Origin of the sequence: Sphingobacterium sp. UBA7253 (genome assembly GCF_002472745.1) — a bacterium.
GTDB lineage: Bacteria > Bacteroidota > Bacteroidia > Sphingobacteriales > Sphingobacteriaceae > Sphingobacterium > Sphingobacterium siyangense.
Genome location: NZ_DKSP01000135.1, coordinates 1 through 23,019 on the forward strand (window position 1 = coordinate 1; position 23,019 = coordinate 23,019).

At 39.6% G+C, this 23,019-nt stretch carries 20 protein-coding genes and 1 tRNA gene; 12 read left to right on the top strand and 9 right to left on the bottom strand.

Annotated elements, in window-relative coordinates; genetic code table 11:
* Positions 1-1,827 (top strand): tetratricopeptide repeat protein (locus B2X72_RS13875; RefSeq protein WP_286850003.1); only part of this gene is annotated, 1,827 nt, incomplete at its 5' end.
* An 84-nt stretch (positions 1,828-1,911) separates the two neighbouring features.
* Here the strand turns inward: B2X72_RS13875 and B2X72_RS13880 are convergent.
* The 3 genes from B2X72_RS13880 to B2X72_RS13890 all read right to left on the bottom strand — a co-directional run bounded on the left by B2X72_RS13880 (position 1,912) and on the right by B2X72_RS13890 (position 3,771).
* Entirely contained in the window at positions 1,912-2,691 is a 780-nt protein-coding gene (locus B2X72_RS13880; protein WP_286850006.1) for a phytanoyl-CoA dioxygenase, read from the bottom strand.
* Positions 2,692-2,973: 282 nt separating this feature from the next.
* Positions 2,974-3,047, bottom strand: a tRNA-Pro gene (locus tag B2X72_RS13885).
* 160 nt (positions 3,048-3,207) lie between these two features.
* Positions 3,208-3,771: a porin family protein gene (locus tag B2X72_RS13890; RefSeq protein ID WP_075991644.1), complete on the bottom strand. Its 564-nt coding sequence runs from the start codon at positions 3,769-3,771 to the stop codon at positions 3,208-3,210.
* Positions 3,772-4,129: 358 nt separating this feature from the next.
* On the opposite strand from B2X72_RS13890, the gene B2X72_RS13895 reads away from it, so the two are divergent.
* From B2X72_RS13895 to B2X72_RS13905, 3 genes are read left to right on the top strand one after another with little or no spacing between them, the layout of a single operon-like run.
* Positions 4,130-4,663 (top strand): RNA polymerase sigma-70 factor, encoded by a 534-nt coding sequence (locus tag B2X72_RS13895; protein ID WP_075991645.1) that lies wholly within the window; start codon positions 4,130-4,132, stop codon positions 4,661-4,663.
* Complete coding sequence (locus B2X72_RS13900) at positions 4,660-5,628, top strand: FecR family protein (protein ID WP_088160653.1); 969 nt, start codon at positions 4,660-4,662, stop codon at positions 5,626-5,628. The genes B2X72_RS13895 and B2X72_RS13900 overlap by 4 nt, the downstream gene beginning before the upstream one ends.
* Before the next feature lie 47 nt (positions 5,629-5,675).
* Complete coding sequence (locus tag B2X72_RS13905) at positions 5,676-7,466, top strand: carboxypeptidase-like regulatory domain-containing protein (protein WP_145327596.1); 1,791 nt, start codon at positions 5,676-5,678, stop codon at positions 7,464-7,466.
* A gap of 127 nt (positions 7,467-7,593) precedes the next feature.
* Here B2X72_RS13905 and B2X72_RS13910 read toward each other — a convergent pair whose 3' ends face one another.
* The 3 genes from B2X72_RS13910 to B2X72_RS13920 all read right to left on the bottom strand — a co-directional run bounded on the left by B2X72_RS13910 (position 7,594) and on the right by B2X72_RS13920 (position 8,921).
* A complete protein-coding gene (locus B2X72_RS13910) occupies positions 7,594-8,043 on the bottom strand; it encodes a KTSC domain-containing protein (RefSeq protein WP_088160655.1) in 450 nt (149 codons plus the stop codon).
* A gap of 55 nt (positions 8,044-8,098) precedes the next feature.
* On the bottom strand, positions 8,099-8,320 hold the full coding sequence (locus B2X72_RS13915) for a VF530 family DNA-binding protein (RefSeq protein ID WP_046674232.1): 222 nt from the start codon (positions 8,318-8,320) through the stop codon (positions 8,099-8,101).
* An 82-nt stretch (positions 8,321-8,402) separates the two neighbouring features.
* On the bottom strand, positions 8,403-8,921 hold the full coding sequence (locus B2X72_RS13920) for an NADPH-dependent FMN reductase (RefSeq protein ID WP_075991649.1): 519 nt from the start codon (positions 8,919-8,921) through the stop codon (positions 8,403-8,405).
* 215 nt (positions 8,922-9,136) lie between these two features.
* Here B2X72_RS13920 and B2X72_RS13925 point away from each other — a divergent pair, with 215 nt between their 5' ends.
* The 8 genes from B2X72_RS13925 (at position 9,137) to B2X72_RS13960 (ending at position 19,212) form a co-directional block, all read left to right on the top strand.
* Positions 9,137-9,694: an RNA polymerase sigma factor gene (locus B2X72_RS13925; protein ID WP_075991650.1), complete on the top strand. Its 558-nt coding sequence runs from the start codon at positions 9,137-9,139 to the stop codon at positions 9,692-9,694.
* Positions 9,695-9,881: 187 nt separating this feature from the next.
* Complete coding sequence (locus tag B2X72_RS13930) at positions 9,882-10,982, top strand: FecR family protein (protein ID WP_075991651.1); 1,101 nt, start codon at positions 9,882-9,884, stop codon at positions 10,980-10,982.
* A 103-nt stretch (positions 10,983-11,085) separates the two neighbouring features.
* A complete protein-coding gene (locus B2X72_RS13935; RefSeq protein WP_286850012.1) occupies positions 11,086-14,427 on the top strand; it encodes a SusC/RagA family TonB-linked outer membrane protein in 3,342 nt (1,113 codons plus the stop codon).
* A gap of 12 nt (positions 14,428-14,439) precedes the next feature.
* Positions 14,440-16,035, top strand: a complete 1,596-nt coding sequence (locus B2X72_RS13940; protein WP_286850015.1) for a SusD/RagB family nutrient-binding outer membrane lipoprotein — start codon at positions 14,440-14,442, stop codon at positions 16,033-16,035.
* A 68-nt stretch (positions 16,036-16,103) separates the two neighbouring features.
* A complete protein-coding gene (locus B2X72_RS13945; RefSeq protein ID WP_286850018.1) occupies positions 16,104-16,586 on the top strand; it encodes a hypothetical protein in 483 nt (160 codons plus the stop codon).
* Positions 16,587-16,813: 227 nt separating this feature from the next.
* Complete coding sequence (locus B2X72_RS13950) at positions 16,814-17,371, top strand: RNA polymerase sigma factor (RefSeq protein ID WP_075991654.1); 558 nt, start codon at positions 16,814-16,816, stop codon at positions 17,369-17,371.
* Complete coding sequence (locus tag B2X72_RS13955) at positions 17,361-18,182, top strand: hypothetical protein (RefSeq protein ID WP_286850022.1); 822 nt, start codon at positions 17,361-17,363, stop codon at positions 18,180-18,182. Before B2X72_RS13950 ends, B2X72_RS13955 begins: the two co-directional genes overlap by 11 nt.
* A gap of 97 nt (positions 18,183-18,279) precedes the next feature.
* On the top strand, positions 18,280-19,212 hold the full coding sequence (locus B2X72_RS13960; RefSeq protein WP_083663539.1) for a DUF4097 family beta strand repeat-containing protein: 933 nt from the start codon (positions 18,280-18,282) through the stop codon (positions 19,210-19,212).
* A 39-nt stretch (positions 19,213-19,251) separates the two neighbouring features.
* Here the strand turns inward: B2X72_RS13960 and B2X72_RS13965 are convergent, their stop codons facing one another.
* The 3 genes from B2X72_RS13965 to B2X72_RS13975 all read right to left on the bottom strand — a co-directional run bounded on the left by B2X72_RS13965 (position 19,252) and on the right by B2X72_RS13975 (position 22,877).
* Positions 19,252-19,968 (bottom strand): class I SAM-dependent methyltransferase, encoded by a 717-nt coding sequence (locus B2X72_RS13965; RefSeq protein ID WP_286850025.1) that lies wholly within the window; start codon positions 19,966-19,968, stop codon positions 19,252-19,254.
* Complete coding sequence (gene pncB, locus B2X72_RS13970) at positions 19,961-21,142, bottom strand: nicotinate phosphoribosyltransferase (protein ID WP_088160660.1); 1,182 nt, start codon at positions 21,140-21,142, stop codon at positions 19,961-19,963. Before pncB ends, B2X72_RS13965 begins: the two co-directional genes overlap by 8 nt.
* A gap of 160 nt (positions 21,143-21,302) precedes the next feature.
* A complete protein-coding gene (locus B2X72_RS13975; RefSeq protein ID WP_286850030.1) occupies positions 21,303-22,877 on the bottom strand; it encodes a DUF6600 domain-containing protein in 1,575 nt (524 codons plus the stop codon).
* Positions 22,878-23,019: the final 142 nt, after the last annotated feature.

A 23,019-nucleotide genomic window follows, 5' to 3' on the forward strand; every position in this document is an offset into this window, starting at 1 on the left:
CCTACCAAATTATCCTTGATGGTAGCAACCGACTCAAGACCTCGCTATCTGAAATTGGGACAGGATTATTTTAATCTCAGAACGGATACATCTTGGTCAAAACTGAATAGACCCACTGTAATTTCAGCAGAAGTAAGCTCAGATACGGGGCAGACCAAATTATTGGAGATACGTGATCTCATTCGCTTTAGGCAATATACGCTTGCGGAAGTAAAATTAAAGGAACTGATCCAGCATGGCGCTACTTCGCAGACCTACCTTGAAATGGCCAAACTGGCCTGGTTTAAAATGGAATATCAGCAATGTTATGCCTACGCCCGGCAAGCATTGTCTATGGATACTTATGATGCACAGGCAAATTATTACTATGGTTTGGCAGCGATTAAGCTAAAAAAAGATAACGATGCTTTAGATGGTTTTGAAGTCGCTTCATTAAATCCAACTTGGCGAAGTGCTTCCTTTGTGCAAATGGCCAAATATTACTATCGGATTAAACAATATGAACGTGCAGGGGATTATATCGCAAAAGCTGTGGTTGCCAATCCGCTAAATATAGATGCCTTGCAGATGGACGTGTTGGTTCAACACAAAAAAGGAGCTGTAACAGATCGTCTTTCCCATCAGACAATTCTCCAATATGATCCGTTTAATGCCTTTCTCCAATTTGAGGAAAAGAAGACATTTTCATCCAGGCAAGAGTTTGCCGCTGAAAAGCTGATGGAACTGGCGATATGGTATGCTGATCTTGGAGAGTTTGAATCGGCCACCGATCTACTCCGCTCGGGACAGAAGAATACGGAAGCTTTAATTTGGCTAGCTTGGCTGACGCGATCGAATAAGTCGATCAGTCAGGAATGGTTAAATCAGGCAACGCAAAGTAAGCCCGCTTTTGTCTTCCCATTTCGAGAAGAAAGTAACCAGGTATTCCAATGGGCAAAAGAGAACAGTAAAAGTTGGACTATCGATTATCTGACTGCACTATTGTATCGTTTCAGGAATCAACCCCAAAAAGCAAGAGAAATTTTGTCGGCAGTAGCGCAGGAGCCAACAGATTTTGCGGCCTATTATGCACTGAAATCAAGTTTGCAAGATACGAGCCGCATAGATCTGGCGGTACAGATGATGCAGCAGGCAACCTTGATGGAACCACAAGAATGGCGATATGGGCTACATTTGGTGGAGCTTCTAAACAATAGTCAGTCTTATAAAGAAGCCCTTAAGGTGAGTACAGCATATCATCGCAAATTTCCGAAGAATTATATACTAACCCTAGCACAGGTACGTACATTGTTATTGGGGAAAGAATACGTGCGGGCTGAGAAAGAATTGGAAGAGGTGACCATACTTCCATTTGAAGGCGCAACTGAAGGCCATCGGTATTATGTACAGACCAAATTAATGTTGGCCTACCAATTTATCCTTGAAAAGAAATATAAAGAGGCAAAATTGAAAATTGCGGAATCGAGATTATGGCCCATGAATTTGGGCGTTGGTGAGCCTTATGCCGATGAAAAAAATGAAATATTGGCTGACTGGCTTGAACTGCATTTGCAGCAAGGGAATAATCAGGGAAATCCAGATCTTTTGAAAAAAATTGCCCAGAGTAAACCTTCAAAAAACAGGTATGAACTGATGCTTCGTGAACTTGCAGAAGAACAATTAAAGCTGTCGAAAGGGGAAGGATCTGCCGCGAAGAAGGATGATTTAAAAGGAATGATTCCTTCGGATCATGATCTTTTCAAGCAGATTAAAGAAGGAACCCTTGCAAGTTATTGGCCTGTATTGATCCGAAAAATCTATTTTGAACAGGATCAACGGTTATTCTGATGCGTTGTTAACGTTGCAAGGATATGTTAATCACATTAAAAAGTAGTCGCTTTTGCGACCACTTTTTAATGTGATATTTTCAGATTAATCTAAGGCTATACGAATGGCCTGTTCAACTGGAGTATATCCGTCTGTGGAATCCGTGATCGCTAATTCTCCCCTCAACAGCAAGGGCGGTTGTGCCATAAATTTAGGAAGAGTTCCACTGTGTGGTTGAGCTGAATGGACTAGAAACGGATGGCAAAGATAAACTGTACCTGCTTTACCCGTTGCATACACCTCTTTCCTTTTGGGCAGCTCGTCCAACTTATTCGCAAGCTGCATAAACGAAAGACCAAACTCTCCCTCCTTCGCTAAGAGCTTTGCCACATCAATGTGAGAACCTTCATATATGACGGTAGGTGCATCATTTTCACTTACGTCCGAATACAACACAAGCATTAATAAGCCTCGACCTTTGGATCTGACGTTGACGCGCCACTCAAAATAATTGTTCGGGTCATTTCCCGCGAAACTTGCGTCGACGTGCTTACCCGTATCATTTGGTTTGTGGATAGATGGAAACCTTATAGGGAACGTACCCACATTTCGACAGGGTATCCACCTGTCTTTACCCACCAATTGATCAAAAATTAAATGTATTTTTTTTGTATTTAATGATTCGATAAAAGGTGGTTGAGTATACATACCTAAGCGTATAACTGGTTCGGTCCAAGTTTGCGGATTAGACCTTTCACAGGGAAGGTCATTCCATAGGATATCTAAAACTGCATCCGCTGTTTCTTTTGAAAATGCATTTTCAATGCGAACAAAGCCACTAAGAATGAATTGCTCTATTTCCTTTTTACTTAGTATTTCTGACATAATTCTTTTGATATATAACCTATTTAGGGACAATAATTGCGTATTGACCTATTTGTTTAGATAATGAATAAAATTTTAAAATAGAAAATCACGCTATATAGATAGTATACAGCGCCTTGCTTAAGAACTAAGCAAGAAAAGGGTTTTATAACATTACAGTCATTTTCATAGTGCAAATGTAAAGAATTATTTTGAGATCGAAACGTATCATATGGGGCCGGGTAGTAGGTTCTGTACCAGCTTAGATAAAAAAAGCCCTAACGGTCGTTAGAGCTTCTCTCGTCGGGATGGCCGGATTTGAACCGACGACCTCCAGCACCCCATGCTGGCGCGATACCGGGCTACGCTACATCCCGTTTATTCCAATTTGATTGAAAGTCGTATTTAAATAGGACGATTAGCTGGAATAATTTTTTGGTAGGGCTAAAATAATAATTATTGACAAAAAATAAAATGTAAATACGAAAAAACGCCATCCGATTTAGAATGGCGTTTTTCTTCGCTAATAGATGCTGATTAGAACTTGTAACCGACCATAATGCCGATTGTTTTATTTTTTGCGTCTAAGGTCTTGTCGATACTCGTAAAACCATGGCTGTAATAAGCATCTAATGTAAGGTGACTGATATCTACACCGATACCGACTCTACCATCAAATGAAAATTTCTTATAATCGGTATTTGCGCTGGACTTCACTGTTTTTACATCATAGTTTAACTGCGGCCCCAATAGCCCACGGAGGTTGAAGTCGCCATTTTCCAAAAATTTATAACCGACCTGTAATGGTAGATTTATTTGATAGAATTTAGGTGTTTTCTGTACATTTTCGAAGGTATATTCTTTACGCAACAGACTAGCACCGATTCCGGGCTGGAAGAAAATGCGATCTCCAATACGGGCAAATCCTGCTACAGATACGCCGACTTTGCCATTATTATCTTTGACAGACTTGTTGCCAAAGGAACTCATATGATAGTTGCTTCCGACCTGTAAACCATAAGTGATATCTTGCGCTTGTGTAGTACCTGCAATTCCTAATAATGTCAATCCCAACAGGGCTACTTTGAATGTTGTTTTCATTGTCAAATTATTTTTTGTGATCAATTGTATGTTGTTCTTTCCTTTATGACAATGGAAAATCCATATACCCTTAGAAAAAAAATATTTTATAAAATAGATGGCTTACCTTTAGTCGTCACAAAAGCCTTTTTATAAAGTTTTTTGGGTAAATATCATTGGCCGATGGGAGGATGTCATGTACTCGCCTGAGCATCTATACGAAAAGAATTACGAATAGGTATAAATAAGGGATTTGAAATTATATGGCGGATGTATCGAAGTTGATATTAAAAAAAGTGAAAAATTTGTAAGGGTAATAGTCTATTGGGGTGTCTTACTAATAAAGTGGATTATTTAAACAATAAGACAGATTTGATCAATGTCGGAAAATAAAGAAAAGAATTTTGAGCAGCTTTTTCGGGCGCACTACAAAGAGTTACATCGTTATGCCTACCGGTATCTAGGCGATAGTGATGTGGCGGAAGAGGTTGTGCAACAGGTGTTTTTGCGGCTTTGGGAACGCGATTGGGAGGAGCAGATACATACTTCATTAAAAGCGTATTTATATCGGGCTATTTATAATGAAAGTATGAATGTGCTGAAAAAAGAGCAACGTAAGCTAAAATATCAATCCCACGAACTGCATAGGCAGGATTTTGTACCTGCGGTTGATGAAAGTACGCGGGATTTGGACGAAAAGCTACAGGTCGCATTGGCGGAATTACCTGAAAAAAGCCGTACGGTCTTTGAGTTAAGCCGTTTTCAGGAAATGAAATATAAGGATATCGCAGTAACCCTGGATCTGTCGATTAAAACTGTTGAGGGACATATGAGCAAGGCACTGAAGCATTTGCGTATCGAACTTATGGATTATTTAACATTGATTATTTGCTTTCTTATCTATACGCTATGAATAAGGAACTGTTAGAAAGATATATCATTGGCGAGACCAATGAAATAGAGAATATCATGATACACGATTGGTTAGAAGAAGACGCTAACAATAAGGAGGAGTACATAAAAATGAAAAAAATGTGGGATAGTTTGCCCAAACCCCTGGATGTTCCTGATGTGAACGTAGATAAGGCTTGGGCTGACTTCAAAGTTGTGCGAGATAAAAGAGCGGCAGAAGCTGCGGTAATCCCCCAAAAAAAGACTTCTGTAATTCAATGGAGCTGGTGGTTAGCAGCAAGTATCTTGGTCTTTTGTGCTGTAGGATTCTATGTGTTTGATCAATCTCATCGTGAGGAAATGTTTCTTTCGAGTATGGAGCAAGTGCGCCAAGATTCCCTACCTGATGGTTCGGTAGTTACCTTAAATAAAAATACGGAGCTGGCTTATTCAAGCAGGTGGACCAATAATAATAGAAATGTGGCATTGAAAAGAGGGGAAGTGTTTTTCCAGGTCCACAAGGATAAAAAACATCCCTTTGTCATTGAGACAGGGAAAACCAAAATTACGGTATTGGGCACCAGCTTTAATGTGCGCCGAACATCAGATGCGACGGAAGTTATTGTTGCTACAGGATTGGTTAAAGTCGGTTATGCAAAAAAGGAAGTCTTTTTGCGACCACAACAAATGATTACAATCCGGGATAGTGATACAATAAAAGTAGGAAAGGAACCTGTCAAGGATCAGTTTTATAAATATTATGTGGATCGTGTGTTTGATTTTGAGAATACCCCATTGCAGCGTGTTGTTGAGCTGCTAAATCAAGCTTATGCGTATAAGATTATTATTGACCATCCTGCTGATCAGAAATTATTATTGACAGCAAAATTCGAACAAAATAGTTTAACTGAAATTTTGAAAGTCATTTCTAGCACATTTGGATTAAACGTAAATGTGAAAGACAGCGAGATTCATCTGACGAGGTGAGCCAACAGATAGATATATTTTCAGAACAAAATTGTATAGAAAACAACATGATACTATTTTTTATAAAGAGGGTAGAGCTTTATCTCTTAATTTTAATGCTGTGTTCGTTCCATTTGGGAAGGGCACAGCAAAAGCTCGCTGCAACGATTCAAATACCAGCCTTTCCAGAGACTACTGTAGGTGAAGTTTTTCGTTTGTTGAAGGAGCAGCAGGATGTATTGTTCTCCTTTAATGGAAATATCCTACAGACAGACAGTGTGATTCATACTAAAGCCTTCAAAGGGAATTTGTATGATTATCTGGATCGGATTTTGGGCAAGGAATATAGTTTTAAAGAACTTGGACGGCATATTATTATTCAATATACACCTCAGCGGATGTCGGTGGAGTTTGAAGTGAAGACACCTCATAAAAACAAAGTTGTTATAGCGGGGTATATCAAAAATATTCGGACTAATAATCCGATTTCCAATGCCAGTATCTTTGATCGAAGTGCTTTATTGTCTACGTTGACGGACCGAAATGGCTACTTTGAGCTGGACGTAAAGAAAAAAAGTAATCTCATTGCAGTGAACGTTAGTAAGGAGGCTTTTCGGGACACCAGTGTTATGGTGATTTTTCCGATAGAAGCGCAAATTGGCGATAAGAAGAAGCGTGAATATGGCTATTTTGAAGGGTATGAAGAAGATCATGGTCTTTATCGATCTTTTTGGGGACGGGTATTTCTGTCTCCTGCCCAAAAGATCCAAAGTATGAATTTGGGCGGGATGTTTTTGTATAGCCCATACCAAATTTCGATGACACCGGGATTAAGTACACATGGTTTTATACAATCGCAAATTGTGAATAAATTTTCCATAAACATTATTGGTGGATCTACTGCGGGGGTAAAAGGTATTGAGCTTGGTGGCGTATTTAATATTAATCAATATGATATGCAAGGCTTGCAAATGGGCGGTGTTTTCAATGCCGTTGGGGGAAGTGTGCGTGGTGTACAACTTGCCGGTGTAGGAAACCGTGTGTTCGGAGAAATGAAAGGTTTGCAAGTGGCAGGCGTCTTCAATGGTGTAGGAGAAAATGTAAGTGGGGTACAGATCGCCGGTGTGGGAAACCATGTTTCCGGGGAAGTGAAAGGTCTGCAAATAGCGGGTGTTTTTAACAAAGCGGATACGGTTAGAGGTGTTCAAATCGCTGGTGTTGTAAATTTAGCCAATGAGGCTCCAGGAACGACACAGCTTGCTAGCATACTTAACAATAGCGAATCGACTGTTGGAAGTCAATTAGCAGGCATCGCTAATAAAGCTAAAAAAGTAAGCGGAGTTCAGGTGGCAGGTATCGTTAATATTGCCGATAGTAGTGATTATCCCATTGGTCTGCTTAATTTTATTAAAAATGGTGAGCAGAGTCTTTCAGTAGCGGTCAATGAGGATAGCTATCTCGGATTACAATTTCGTTCAGGTGGTCGTGTACTCTATAGTATATTATCGATCAATAGGGCACTCGATGGCAACAGACCGGATAAATATGCCTTTGAAGCAGGTTTAGGTGCAGTATTGATCAATAGGACCAAGTTTAGTCTGCGTACGGAAATAGCTACACGTAATTATCTGACAGAGAAATTTAAAAGCCTGGATAATCATCAGTCCTCGCTGCGGGTAATTCCGGCGTTTAAACTAAGTGAGCGCATGTCTATATTTGTGGCTCCCAGCTTGAACTATGCGGAAAGAGACGAGAATTCAATTTATGGTGGTAGTACATTGTGGAAAGCTTGGCGGAGAGACCGTACCCGAAATACGTTTTATGGAGGTGGAATGGCAGGTCTTATGCTAAAATTATAAAACTAAAAACTATTTGGCAATAGCATTGTTCTATAGATAGCTTTTAAACATTTAACATTTTACGTAAACGCCCTATATCAATCTGATAGAGGGCGTTTATCTTTGTATAGCTGAGAAAGAACAGTGTTTAAGCAACTGTCGCAGTCTTTAATACATTGCGGTAAGGATAAGAATGGAAGATGTGTCTACGGGCAAATCGACCTAAAGAATCTGCGTTGACAAATTTAATATAGTCATTCCGCTGAACACCGAAATATTCATATTGACTGCCGTCATGAAAAGTGACTGTCAATATTTGTGCTTTCCAGTCAATATCCTGAATGCCAGAATTGGTAATTGTCTCCGTGTAGATCGGCAACTGTTGCTCTAATGTTTCTGGACAGATGCTTACCAGGAAATGGTAGGCTTCAATCATTTCCACACTTTTTTGCTCTGCAGCCAAACGACCTTCTTCATCATTGACAAATTTATCTGGATGACATTCTTTCATGATTGTCCGGTAGGTAGATTTTAGGGTTTTAAGATCCACAGATTTCTCTACGTTAAGTAACTTCCGGTAGTCGGCAATTTTTTTCATGGCGGCAAAGATATGCTTAATAATCAGATTATTCGTTATGAAATATGAAAAAAACTTATTTCTTCAACAAGGTTTTTACATAGAGCTGTTCGACCTTCTCTCTAGCCCAAGGTGTTTTCCTTAAGAAAGTTAGGGAGGATTTGACGCTCGGATTCTCATTGAAGCAACGGATGGATATGCGTTGTCCCAACTCTTCCCAACCATAATACTCCACTAAATATTCAATGATCGTGTCGAGCCTTTTTCCGTGTAATGGATTATTAATTTGTTCTTGCATGTCGTAAAGATAATAATCTTCAAATTATGGATTGCGCTAATTTTTATGGTTTGGATGAAAATGGAGCTGAACCTAGTGTGTATTAATCTTCTTTAAGTTGTGTTGCCAGCTTTTCTAGTTCTAAATTGAGCTGTTCGTCCCAAATTGCCCCAGTGGCATCCAGTTTCCCTTTGACTCCTTGTATCAGCAGATTTCGTTTTTCATCAATTTGAGCGCCCAGTCCCTGCAGGATACGTTGTAGTTCGATATGCGCTGTTTCGCCTTGCGCAGCAGCGGTAATGATACTAACGGGTTTATCGGTGAAAACCGTGGTTGCGGCGCACCATTCAAGTAGATTTTTTAATCCACTGGGTACACTGAAAATATATTCAGGGCTACTGATCAATACCAAATCGGCATCGTTGATTACCTGACGAAGTGCAATAATTTCGATTGGTGGATGGGTCTGGCTTTCTTCAGGATCAAAATGAGGCAGTTCTTTAAGACGGTCAAATAGCGTGAAATGGATATTGGCACTAATCTCCTGTTGGAGGTGACTTACAATATGATGATTGGATGAATGTGCACTGGCGCTACCTACAATGGCAAAAATAGTTTTCATGTGAGTTTAAATCTAGTCAACGGCTGTATACTGCTGTTGTGTTTTTACTTTTTATATCCTTAATGAAGGAACTAAATTACAATATTCAATTCAAACGATTTACTTTGTTCTTCGCTTCAATGTAATTTTTCGTTTCTTTCTCCTTTTACCGATTAAGTTTATACTTTTGGAACTGAGGACTTATTATTGGCTTTTTTCGGATTATATGCTTTATTATGAGAAATAAAATGGGGTACCGCTTATTGTGGGAACGTATTCGTACAGGAGACGAGACGGCTTTCTTTGATCTATACGCGGCGCTCTATCAAGAGCTTGTCAATTTTGGAATACGCACTTGTGGCGACAGTGACTTGGCAAGTGAAGCAACCGATCAGGTATTTGTTAAAATTTGGGAGAAAAGAGAACAGCTAGATCGGGTAGAAAATGTACAGTCCTATCTCATTACTTTTTTAAAAAGACGTATTCTGCGTCTACTGGAGAAACAACATAAAATCAATACAGCCCTTCAAAATGTGAAAGCTGAAGATGATTGGGTGGAGATGCCCTATGAGGAGTTTGTCATCAAAGTACAGACGAATGAAATTATACAGATCCGTTTGAAGGAGGCGCTGGAGAAGTTGTCTTTTCGTCAGAAACAGCTGGTGAATCTGAAGTTTTTTGAGGGCTATTCCTATGAAAAAATAGCTGAAACTACGCAGATGTCCGTGAAAACTGCCTACAATACACTTTATGATGCTTTAAAGATTCTGAGGGAGGAATTAAAAGATATCTAAGTTTTGTGTCTGGCTTTTTATTTTAAGCCTTCAATAATAACATGCTCGTACGATGTTTGCAAAAGTAGGTGTGTTGATATTTTTTATTTAAAATAATTGATTGATTTTCAGTTGATTGAAAAATAATTTAAATTTTCCTTAGGAAAAAGCCATGCTTTAGGGCACTATAGAGTAAATACCCAAAAGAATGAGCCAAAAAGATTATAAACAGTTAGAAGATTTTTTGATTGATGATACTTTTCAGAAGTATTGTTCGGGAGAAGATAAAAACTGTATTCTATACTGGCAACAATATAGCCTGAATCATCCAGAACAAGCGGAGACGATTCTGAAAGCCAAACGCCTATTTCAACTCTTGGTTGGTAACCGTAGACCTGTGAATGAGCAATTGGAAAAATTGAAGACAGATCTGCAGAATGCTCCAGTAGAACATCGCGTGTCCTATCGGTTTAACTGGCCTAAATGGGCAGCCATTGCCGCTGTATTTGTCGCTTTGGTATCGGGTGGTATCTGGTATTATGCTCAACCAGGCAAAGTTGATACGACATTACCAATAAGCGCAATTGGCCAGGTCTATCAAACAAAAAATGGTGAAAAAAAGACCTTCGAATTAAGTGACGGAAGTACAGTGACATTAAACTCTGCTAGTAAACTGGAGTTATCGGCAGATTTCAATCAGGAATTGCGTGTGGTGCGGCTTGCGGGTGAAGGTTATTTTCAGGTGGCCAAGAATAAGGAAAAACCTTTTGTGGTACAAGCATCTGATTTTGATATCAAGGTCCTGGGAACAACATTTAATGTGAAGAGTTATTCCGATGAACCTACAGCAGAAGCACTGCTTGTAGAAGGTTCGATTGAAATGACGAGCAAAGGACAGCGTGAAAATTCTGTGGTCATCAAGCCGAATCAAAAAATCACGATCTTTAAGAATCAAGCTGAAATAGCAGTCGCTCGTAAAACCAATAAACCAACCGCGAGCAAATTACCGATTAAGGAGATTGCCATAGAGAACATCCCTACAATAGAATCCAATACAGCTGAAATACCAGATATTGCATGGCGTGAAAATAGATTAGAAATCGTGGACCAAGATTTTGAATCGCTTCGCCGGACATTAGAACGCTGGTATGATGTGGATATCCAAATCCAAAATGATCAATTAAAACAATACCGTTTTACGGCAACTTTTAGTAGGGAGAATATTGCTCAGGTACTGAGTGCTTTACAGAGCGTTGAACCTTTTAAATTTAATGTATATGGGAGAAAAATAACTATATCAGAAAAGTAAAAAGGATGGTGGACCAACACCATCCTTCATTGAAAAAATGATTAACCAAAAGCAGCAACATTGGGGCGTGCTGCTTAATATTAATTTTAACCAACACTAAAATATGATTAAAAATTGCTTATTGCAAATGCGCAATGGATATATTGTGCATTTTAGATTCATTATCCGGATGAAACTAGCCTTAATTATGACTACGTGTGCTGTTATGAATGTTTCGGCAAATGTATTTTCCCAACAAAAAGTCTCCTTGGATGTCCAAAAAACAAAACTGAGCAAGGTACTTAAAATGATCGAAGAGCAAAGTGATTATTACTTTGTTTATAATTCGACGAATGAAAATTTAAATAAAGAAGTGTCAGTCAATGCGAATAATACCAAGGTATTGGATGTGTTGGCTAAGCTTTTCAATAAAAGTGGATTGGTTTATTCCGTTTCTAAGGAAGGTCTTGTGGTTGTCAGTCAACAGCAGCAGGTGGCTGTCGCAGGTGTCGTCACTGACGATAAAGGCAATCCCTTAGCTGGTGCTACGGTACGTGTTAAGGGAACCGCGGTAGGACGTGCAACAGATATCAATGGACGCTTTATGATCGATGCGGCAACGGGAAACACCTTAATTATTTCTTTTGCAGGTTACACTTCGCAAGAAGTGGCCGTAACCAAAGAGGGTGATCTGAAAATTGTTTTATTGGAAGATAATCGGATGCTCAATGAGGTCGTTGTGACGGCATTGGGTATGAAGAAAGAGAAGCGCTCATTGGGGTATTCTGTTACGCAGGTTGCCGGTGAATCGCTAACCACAGCCCGTGAAAATAATGTGATGAATTCACTCGTAGGAAAGGTGGCCGGGTTGGATATCAGTTCTACTTCTGGCGGTGCCGGAGCTGCGTCCAATGTGACCATCCGCGGGGTATCGAGTTTGAATCAGACAAATCAACCATTATACGTAATTAACGGTATTCCTATGGAAAGTAAGCCGGTAGGTATCGGAAACGCCAATTCCAAAGGAAACTCAGGGAGCCAATGGGATAATGCACCCGATCTTGGCGATGCAATCGGCAATATCAACCCAGACGATATTGAAAGTATTTCGGTATTGAAAGGTGCTGCAGCATCTGCATTATATGGTTCAAGAGCCAAGGCAGGGGTTATCCTTATTACAACAAAATCAGGAAAAGGCAATTCGATCGATTTTAATAGTAACTTTGTTGCCGAGCAAATTATAGACAACACGAATTGGCAAACAGTCTATGGTCAGGGGGCAAACGGTGAGAAGCCAACGACCCAAGCAGGCGCAGCCCAAGTGGGAGGTTCAAGCTGGGGAGCTAAATTAGATGGAACACCCGTCGTACAATTCGATGGCGCATCAAGACCTTATTCATTACAAAAGGGAAATTTAGATCGGTTTTACCGCACTGGTTCGACATGGACTAATACATTAGCGTTAAATAAATCATTTGATGGTGGCTCTATTCGTCTGTCAGGGACAGATGTCAATAATAGATCTGTTGTTCCAAATTCGGGACTGAAAAGACAGTCGTTCAATTTGGTTGGACTTTTTGAGCCACTCAAAGGTTTGACGATTGATGCACGCTATAATATGATTCTGGAGCAAGTCAAAAATCGTCCAATGGTTTCTGACGGTGCTGGAAATGCCAATTACAACGTCATGTTTTTGCCAACGAGCATCAATGTAAACGATTTGAAGCCATGGAAAGATGACAATGGAAAAGAAATCCTTTATAATTCGGGGAATGTGTATGCAACCAACCCTTGGTTTGCAGCAAATGAGTTTATCAATAATACGAACCGCGATCGTTCGATCGCTTCCGTAACAGCAAAGTATACCATGGGTAATGGTTTGTTTGTTCAGGGAAGGGCAGGAAGAGATGGTTATACCGATCATTATAAGAATGTTGTTCCTTCTGGCACCGGCTATTATGAGAATGGTAAAATTGCAGAGCAAGAAACTAAATTTGCAGATATTAATGCCGATGTTTTGGTCGGTAAGTCATTCACTTTCGGAGATTATACCCTTACACCTAATCTTGGAGCGAGTTACCGAAATACTAAAATCAGACAGACGACCAATTTAGGTGCCGACTTCGCGATATTTGGTGTGTATAATATTTTGAACGCAAAAAATAAGTCGGTAGCGTATCTCGAAAGTGAATCGGAGACACAGTCTACTTATGGTACCTTAGAATTTGCTTATAAAGATATAGCTTATTTGACTGGTAGTTTACGCTCTGACTGGTTTTCTACCTTAGCCACACCTGGAGTAGATAATAAATTAAACTCTGTTTATCCCGCAATCTCGGGTTCATTTATCTTTTCAGAATATCTAAAACCATCATGGTTGAGTTTTGGAAAGTTGAGAGCAGGTTTTGCTCAGGTAGGACAGGCAACAGATCCTTATCAAACCTTGTTAACCTATAATTTTAGAAGTGAGGTACTTAACGGACAACCTTTAGGGGTTATTAACAATGTGAATATTCCGAACTCTTCTTTAAAAGCTTCTACAGCAACAGAGTTGGAAATCGGAACGGAGTTGCGTCTTTTTAATGATCGTGTAAATTTGGATCTAACATGGTATAACAAAAAGTCGAAAGATGAGATTTCCTTTATCACAACGCCTTCCGCAAGCGGATATGCCGGTGCCGTACTCAATGCCGGTAAAATGCAAAATAAGGGATTTGAAGCATTGATTTCAGCCACAGTTGTCAAAACGGAAGATTTTAAATGGGTATCCTCATTGAATGGTTCTTACAACGACAATAAAGTGATTTCATTGGCTGAAGGAATGGACGAGCAGACGGTAGCGACTTCGCGTTCGGGTGTAGGTTACTTAATGAATAAAGTTGGTATGCCTGCTTTTCAGATCATGGCTTTCGATTATAAATACGATAGTAATGGTGAGATCGTAAAATTGGCCGATGGTTCTCCTGACCGGGGTGAGTTAAAGTCCTACGGTTCGGCAATGAATAAATGGTTTGCTGGCTGGAACAATGAGTTTAGCTACAAAAGGTTCAATTTTTCTTTCTTGGTTGATGGAAAATGGGGAGGAAAGCTTTTCTCGGGAACAGATTACTACGGTTATATTTTTGGATTACATCAGGAAACTGTGGCTGATCGTGAAAGCTTGGGCAGAACAGCTTCTACTTATTATACCAATACGGCAAATAATGTATCTAAGATATTTGTAAACAGCGCTGATTTTGTAAAATTGAGACAGGTCGTTATGGGCTATACTTTCCCATCCAATCTATTTAATAACAAAGTTAAGTCGATTACAGTAAGTGCTGTAGCGCGCAATCTCTGGACGATCATGAAGAAAACAAATAACATAGATCCAGAGTCGAGCTATAATGCAACTTTCCCGGGCCTAGAGCTTGGAGGTGTACCAGCTGTACGTACTTACGGTGTTAATTTAAGTGTTAAATTCTAATTGCAAACAATCATGAAAAGATATATTAAACCGGTAGTTATTAGTTTAATGGCAGCGACATTATTTATGGAAAGTAGCTGTACAAAAGATTTTGATAAGATAAATACAGATCCAGTTGCTTATGGTAAAGAAAATTGGGATCCAAATTATACATTGAGCTCTGCACAATTATTTTATACAGGAAGTTTTGATTTTGCATACGATACATGGCGTGGAAATCTAATTTACTCGTCGACAATGATGCAGGGTCTATCGACTGTAGTGAGTTATTGGGCCGGCGATAAATATATGCTGAATGAAAGCTATACCGCGGCGTATTGGGGTACGGGTACAGTTGGGGCCTATATTGAGCAGGTTCGTAATATTGTGGATGTGGTTGAGTTTACAAAAGACAAACCAAAATATGCAAATCTGTACAATGTCGCACGTATTTGGAAAGCTTTAATTTTTGCTCGCTTAACTGATTTGTATGGTGATGTTCCCTATTCGGAGGCGGGACTGGGTTTTTATACCAAAGTTTATAAACCGAAGTATGATAAGCAGCAGGACATCTATAACGATTTGCTAAAGGAGCTTGAAACGGCTACTGCAGCATTAAAGGATGATGGTGATAAAGTCACTGGTGATGTTATTTATAAAGGTGATATTGCGAAATGGCGCAAATTTGGCAATTCTCTGCTCTTACGAACAGCGATGCGTTTGGTTAAAGTAGACGAATCTAAAGCGAAGGAATATGTACAGAAGGCTGTGGGTAAGACAATGGACAGTAATGCCGACAATGCATTTATTTTACACGATGAATCAGGATCTAGGGTTACTCAGAATAGAAATAGCCAGGTTTTATTGGGCGATGGTGGCCAAGAGAATTATTATGTAAAATGGTCTAAAACGTTTATTGACTATCTAAAAAGCAATAATGATCCGAGGTTGCAAAAGGTTGCTGTTACAAAACTATATTTATCGGAAAAGGACAAAACACAGAACGGGAGTTTTATCACAGATCCAACCAAGCAAAAGGGGATGCCGAATGGAAAAGATTTGGGATCAAATGCACAGTATAACATTAGTAGCGACCCAAGTTACACGACATTTGCAGAATATTCTTCGCCCAATCCTAATATGATCAAGCGGACCGGTGCGACATTTATTTTGACCTACGGTGAATCCGAGTTGCTGTTGGCTGAGGCAGCCCAACGTTGGGGAATAGGTGGTAGTGCAAGCGATCGTTATAAAAAAGGTGTGAAGGCAAGCATTACCTATCTGAATCAGTATGATGGTTCTTTGACAATAAGTGATGCAGATGCTGAGACTTATTTGGCTGCGAATCCATATAATGCTGCTGATGCCTTAAAACAGATCAATACCCAATACTGGGCACATACGATAACGATGATGGATTTTTATGAAACTTGGAGCAACTGGCGCAGAAGTGGGTATCCGGCGTTAACTCCTGTGAATTATCCAGGAAATGCTACTTCGGGGACTATTCCTAGAAGATTCCCTTATCCTTCTACTGAAGCGGCTATCAATGGCGAAAACTACAGAGCGGCTTCAGCCGCAGTACCTGGCGGAGATAAGTTGTCTGGTCGAGTTTGGTGGGATAAATAATTACAATGGTTTGTTTTTGATTGAGGCTGAACTTTCGTAGTTTGGCCTCTTTAAACCTTTTATAAAATATGATAAACCTAAAAAATCAACTGCTATTTGCGATTGCGATTTCCTGTCTTGTTTTTTCCTGTAAAAATACTACCGAAAAGAAAGATGTGGATGCCGAAAAAGCCAAGTCCTTGACCGGTACCTATAAGCTTATTGAAAGCAAAACAATCAAAGGGAAAGATACGGTAACTGCTTTTACGGACACGAGCAAAACCGAAATGTTTAAAATGTTCAATGATGACCATTTTTCCTTTTTTAACCACGATAAGGAAAAAGGTAAAGGTAAAGAACCGCTGTTTGTCGCAGGTGGGGGGACCTATTCTTTTGATGGTGTCAACTATCAAGAAAGATTACAATATTGTTCAATGCGCGATTGGGAAAGTAATAAGTTTGATTTTCAACTTACTTTAAAAGGAGATACATTGGTTCAGACAGGTGAGGAAAACTTACCTGAATTGGGAGTTAAACATACCATTGTGGAGACCTATCTAAAAGTTAAATAATCGATAATCTTATACCTGGAGTTTTAAAATCCTTATTAAGTTTATTTTATTAATGCAGACACTCAAGTTCATTCTTGAGTGTTTTTTGTTGAAAGGAGGCCCTTTAATGGGCTTTTGTGCATTTTTAGAATTATTTTAGAAAAAAAATAAAATTATATTGCAACATTTTCAGCAGAGCCCCGACTACATAGTAGAAACATAAGAATTAACAGTATTAATTTTAGAACGTGCAAAATCAGCTTAGCGATAAAGATTTATTAGCGATGTGCCAAACGGGCAATGAGTCTGGATTTGCACAGCTCTATCATCGGTATGCAAAAAAGATTTTTAATTCTATTTATCGGATTTTGTCCAATCAGGAAGAAAGTGAAGATATTTTACAGGAAACCTTTGTTGACTTTTTTTCAAGATCAGATAAATGGCATTTAGTTCTCAGTGTGGAAGCCTGGTTGAGAAGGATGGGGGTGAATAAGGCAATCTCACTGTTACGGAAGAATAAGCAATATTTTACGCCGGTGGATGATTTGGAAATTAAGGATGATGGCGAAGACGAATTGCTGGAAAAAGAATGGCGTGAATGTCGTTTGACAGATTTAGAGCATGTGATCGATCAATTGACAGGCGTACCTAAGATGGTTGTTAATCTTTACCTGTTTGAAAACATGAGCCATGATGAGGTTGCGGAAACATTGGGGATGACAGCGGTTGCTGTACGTAGTCAATATCACCGTGCTAAAAAGAAAATTTACGAAGAATTGAAGGAAAGGTATAATTATGCGGGATAATTTAAAAGATTTTGTGAACGCTAATCGGGAGGCATTTGATCAAAGAGAACCTTCGGCTGACTTATGGAATAAAATAAGACCACAAGTAGTTCCCCCTGTTCAGGAAAGAAAGATTAAGCCTTTATGGAAGTGGGCTAGTATTGCGGCAGCAGCTCTGTTAGTTGGGACAGCAACTTTTATTGCTTTTAATCAACAACGAGCAATAGAAGTAGAGAAGCCTGTGGCTGCGGTACATCCTATTACTGTTCCGGAAAAAGAAGACAATGCAAAAGCAGTTGATGCTGAGGTGATGGGAATTCATACTGATAGCCAAGAGGCTTCAGCTCCCGTTAAGGCAATCGCCGGTATCGAAAGCAAAGGAAAACAATTGGCAAAAGTAAGCGTATCGGAAACTGCTCATCGTGAAATGGAAGAGAAAATGGATTACGTTCAGATGCTTCAGGATTCGAGTTCCGCAAGCACGCGTTTAAGTGCTGTCTTGGCGATGAAAGATGGGGGTAAGTTAGATCGGAATAGTGTGGGAGCTTTGGAAAAGACAGCTGTGTCAGATCAAAGTAGTAATGTCCGCATGGCTGCAATCGAAACCATATTAAGTGGACTTAGTCCAGAAGAACGTCAGCAGAAAGTTCAGGACTTCTTTGTGGAGCAAAATGACCCCACTTTACAAATGGAACTGATGCAAATGATGGCTCAACAGGAGGATCCGACGATGAAAGCAACAACAAAAGAAAAATTAAATGAAATTGTGGAAGATCCATTTACCCTGAAATTTGTGAAGGAGCAAGCATATGCGGTATTATTAAATCAATAATAGGATATATTAAGGTAGAAGTCAGATTGTGTAGGTTAATCTATGAAAAAGCTTAAAATGCATTATTTGACAAATAATGAAGATAAATTAAAACGAAATGAAAAAGATAAGGATAATGATGATTGGGGTCGCACTGATCTTTGCAAGTGTATTGCAGGCCCAAGTAAATGAAACTGTAGAAAGTGTGGCTGCGCCAAAGCCTCCTAATCCTCCTAAAAAGGCTAGAGCGGTTTCAGGAGTTGTTGTTAGTAATACTAATAATTTTACATACAGTTCTGCCGGATTCGGCCGTAAAAAGGGACCGAAAAACTGGAAAGAAATTAAAGTGCCCAACTTGGGGAATAAACTTTTACTAAAATTGGATAATGTTTATATTGAAGGTTATAAGGGAAACGATGTGCTGATTACAGCCAAGGTAGAGGAAAGTGAAGAAAATGACCGTGCAAAAGGCCTACGTGTGATCAATGGCTCGGGATTATCGGATAATTCAGGACTTGGTATGAACATCAAAACAGAAGGTGGAGTGACTGAAATAAGTATGGTTGGGATGCCCTTAGAAGATTCTATTCGTATCAAGATACCAATGGATTTACCTGTGACGATCAAAGGAGGGCGTGGGGCTATGTTTAATGCTGGAGTTATCGAATTAAAAGATATCCGGGCTGAGGTTGAAGTTGCTAGTACGATAGGCGACGTGAATTTATTGAATGTTACCGGGCCGATCAATGTAAAGGTTTCACAGGGAGATGTTACAGCCAAATTTGTTCAACCTGTCAAAGGACCGATTTCTTTAGTCGCTGCCATGGGCGCCGTAGATGTTGCCTTCCCAAAGAATTTCGGCGCTAATGTGGATGTAAAATCTGCTATGGGGAATATCTATGCTGCGGACGAATTTCAATTCGAAAAACCTGCCGAGGAAGCCAAATCAACTCCGATGGGTAACGCCGTGAAAGGCAAAATGAATGGTGGTGGACAGGATGTTATTTTAAAAACATCCATGGGAGATATCTATATAAGAACACAGAAATAATATATATAATAACATAGAAATAATAAAAAAAATAGCCTGTTATAAACAACAGGCTATTTTTTTTAGTTCCATGCGGACGAGGTATTGATCATTCTCATCTTCATACAAAATTTGGACAACCCAACCCAGTTCGTGCGAAATTTTGATCAATAAATCCTGGTCTAAATAGAGCCATTTGAAAAGATTTCCTCGAGTCCCTTTGTACTCATACTGGTATTGAATTTCCCCAAAATAATGCGCTGGTTTTTTGATGTTGTAATCTTTGTACAAATAACTGATGTCTGAAGAGTCAAAAATCAGTTGGCCATTTTCAGTCAGTAACTCTTTACTATGCTGTAATAGTTTTCGAAAACCATCTACGTCACCGGCAAGACCTATTCCGTTCATTAAAAACAATAGCGTATCATATTTTTGGCCTTCGAATTTATAGAAATCTTCGCAGATAATATGTTGTACCCCGCGTTGTTGCATAATATGGCAAGCGGTTTGCGAGAGTTCCAGTGCATCTACTTCAAAACCTTTTTCTTGGAGATACAGGCTATGGCTGCCAACTCCTGCTCCAACATCCAGTACACGTCCATCACATAAGGATAGTCCAATAAATTCCAGTTCAGGAAAATCATCGGGTTCCCGAAAGAAAATCTCAACGGGCATTTCATCTTGGTCGCCATAACTTGTATGGAGTATTAAAGGGAACTTTTCTTCTTGATGTACAAAGTAATCATCTAAGGCCTCACCGTATACATCTCTATGCATTGTCATCATCAATCATTAATACTTTTTTTGCAATATATATGGAGTCCTCATCTCCTGTATGTTTCATTGGTTCGTCAGATAGCTTAATGACCGGGGTCCATTGATCATCTTCTGGTAAAGCGTCAGTCATCTTAATGACGATATTCATGGGTTTGAGTCCCACATCATTGGTGAAATTGGTGCCAACGCCAAAGGAATGCAATATTTTTCCCTCACAGTAGCTCGCGATTCTTTCGACCTTCTCATAGTCTAGGCCATCCGAGAATATGATTGTCTTTGAGAGGGGATTGATTCCATTTTTATTATAGTGTGCAATAACCTTATCTGTAAATTCAAGCGGGTCGCCGCTATCGTGGCGGACTCCATCAAATAATTTGGTTAACTTTTTGTCAAATTGCTGAAAGAAAACTTCCGTAGTATAGGTGTCCGATAGTGCAATTCCGAGGTCACCTCGGTAGACATCAGACCAATGTTCAAGACCAAGTAGATTGGCCATTTTATAACCGTATTTGGCGGCGTGAAACATAAACCATTCATGGGCGTGTGTGCCAATTGGTTTCGTCTCATATTTCATTGCCAAATGTACATTGCTGGTACCTATAAATGTTTTTTCGCCATATTGCTTCAGTGTGCGGACGACCATATCATGGACTTCATAAGAATGACGTCTGCGGGTGCCAAAATCAGCAATTGTGATATTGAGTTTTTTATATTTTTCGATTTTATCTTTGGCTGTGGCGATTACTTCTGCATCCGAGGCACGTTGTAGACCTTGGGATTCATAAAAAAGTTCACATATGAGCGACATCAACGGAACCTCCCAAAGAATAGTACGGTACCAGTACCCTTCGATAATGACTTCAAGGTCGGGGCCATCCTGGAATATTTTGATCTCTTCGGGATCGTAGCGATAACCTTGAAGAAAGTCAAAATAGGTTGGGTCTATATAAGGACATGTTCTGGCAAAAAATGCCTTTTCTGCTTTTGTTAACTTCAAATTAGCCATCTCATTGACGGCTTCCTTCAGGAGCACGTCAAAACCATCGGGAAATTTATGATGTCCCCGGTTAATAAAATGATAACGTGCCTTGGCCTTTGGAAACAACTTAACCACAGCATGCTGCATGGTGAATTTGTAAAAGTCATTATCTAATATAGAGGTAAATGAAGCCATCTTTATCGATCTGTTTTTTTGTTTGAAGCGGTAAATTTACTAATTAACGTGAAAATGTATGGATTGTTCATGATAAATATAAAAAGACATGCATATAAAAGGCGGATAAAATTTTTCATTTTACCCGCCAGATATGAATTATTATTTTACTCGGCTGTCATTATCTTGTTCTAGATCTTTCTGATCCTTGTGAAGAACGTCCAGAGCTACGTTCACCGGAGCTTTCTGAAGACCTTGATCGCGATACGGACGATGAATTGTCTGTATTTGATCTACTTCTTGTGTTTTCGTAGCTCCGATTTTGAGTTGGTTGTGCTACAGGTTGCGATACCGGTTGGCTCGAACGGCTCCTGCTGCCAGCGTTGTTATTTCCATTTTGGACAGGCTGTGACACCGGTTGGCTCGAACGGGTTCTGCTGCCATCATAATTTCCATTTCGTTGTGGCGTTGTTGTCGGTTGAACTACTCGTGGAGGCACAGTCTGATTAGAGCTGCTTGCATTTGACCGCGAACGTGAATTATAATCTGCGTTTCTATTGTAGTCTGTACTTCTGCCGTTTACAGCACCATTATTATCAACGGAGCCATTTTGTCTATTTCTACTGGTAGATGTAGGGTTGTTATTGTTTGAAGCATCCGATTGGCGACCTGATCGTGTTCTAAAATCATAGTTATTCGAATTAGGTTGTGTACCGTTCGTATTTCTATTTACAGTTCCATTGTCGCTGCTTCTCGTATTATTATTTGAACTACGGCTCGAGCCACCGCTGTTGGCATCATTACGAGACCTTACAGAAGCATTTCCACTGTTATCGATATATAACTCACGACTTCCTGATCTTGAATCGATGTTGTCTCGATTGCTGATAACACGATTGGTACGATCTGAAATCTCACTATTGTTATTACGTGTTCGGGTAGATGCATCCACGACATTTGTAGGACGTGCAGAAGATCTTGTATTACGGTCTACATTTGGACGGTACATACTGATTTCATTACTACGATTGCTGCTACTGCGGGCAGATCCAGGTCGATCGGCATTTGCGATTCTATTAACTGTTACGCTTCTTCCTGTCGAACGTTCGATGTCAGATCTTCGAGGGCCACCAACATAATAGTTGTTGTTAATTATCGTTGTATTGTTGATAATGGTGGTTCTGTTATAGATATTATTGTAATTTCTTCGATTAACATAATATCTATCCATATCCCTATTCATAAAGTGATTGACTCCCACAAATGTCCAAAAGTTCATTGGAATATTAACAGATACATTTATACTCATGCCCGGGCCCATTGGTGCCCAACCGTAGTAGTCGTTACTTTGACGCCAATTTACCCATGCTGGCCCCCATTCATAGTCAGGAACCCATCCCCATCCATAACGGTCATTGTAGTTCCAGCGACCATAGTGAAATGGAGCCCAACCCCAGTCATAGTTGGATACCCAGGTATTACCATAGTCGGTCATTGTCCAATAACCATTGGTTGCATAAGGCTGGAAGTTCGGGCCAACGTCCGGAATCCAGACATAACCATAATTGGGATCATTAACCCATTGTCCGTAAGGGGAGAGTTGATCATAGAACATCTGGAACGAAACTCCAGCATTGTTATAATTGTTATAACCATTATATCCACCCCGTTGGGCCATCGAAGTCGCGCAACTTGAAAAAGAAGCGATACCTATAAAACCAAGTACCCAATATTTTATGTTGCCTAAATTTTTCATGACTGTAATATTTAAAAGTGTGACAAAACTCTATTGTATTGTCTTTGTTATTATGACAGCATAACGTATAAAATGGTTTAATCGGTACACTGGAAATCTGATTTTTTTTATATAAAAGTCAATTGACCTATTCCTTTAAGCA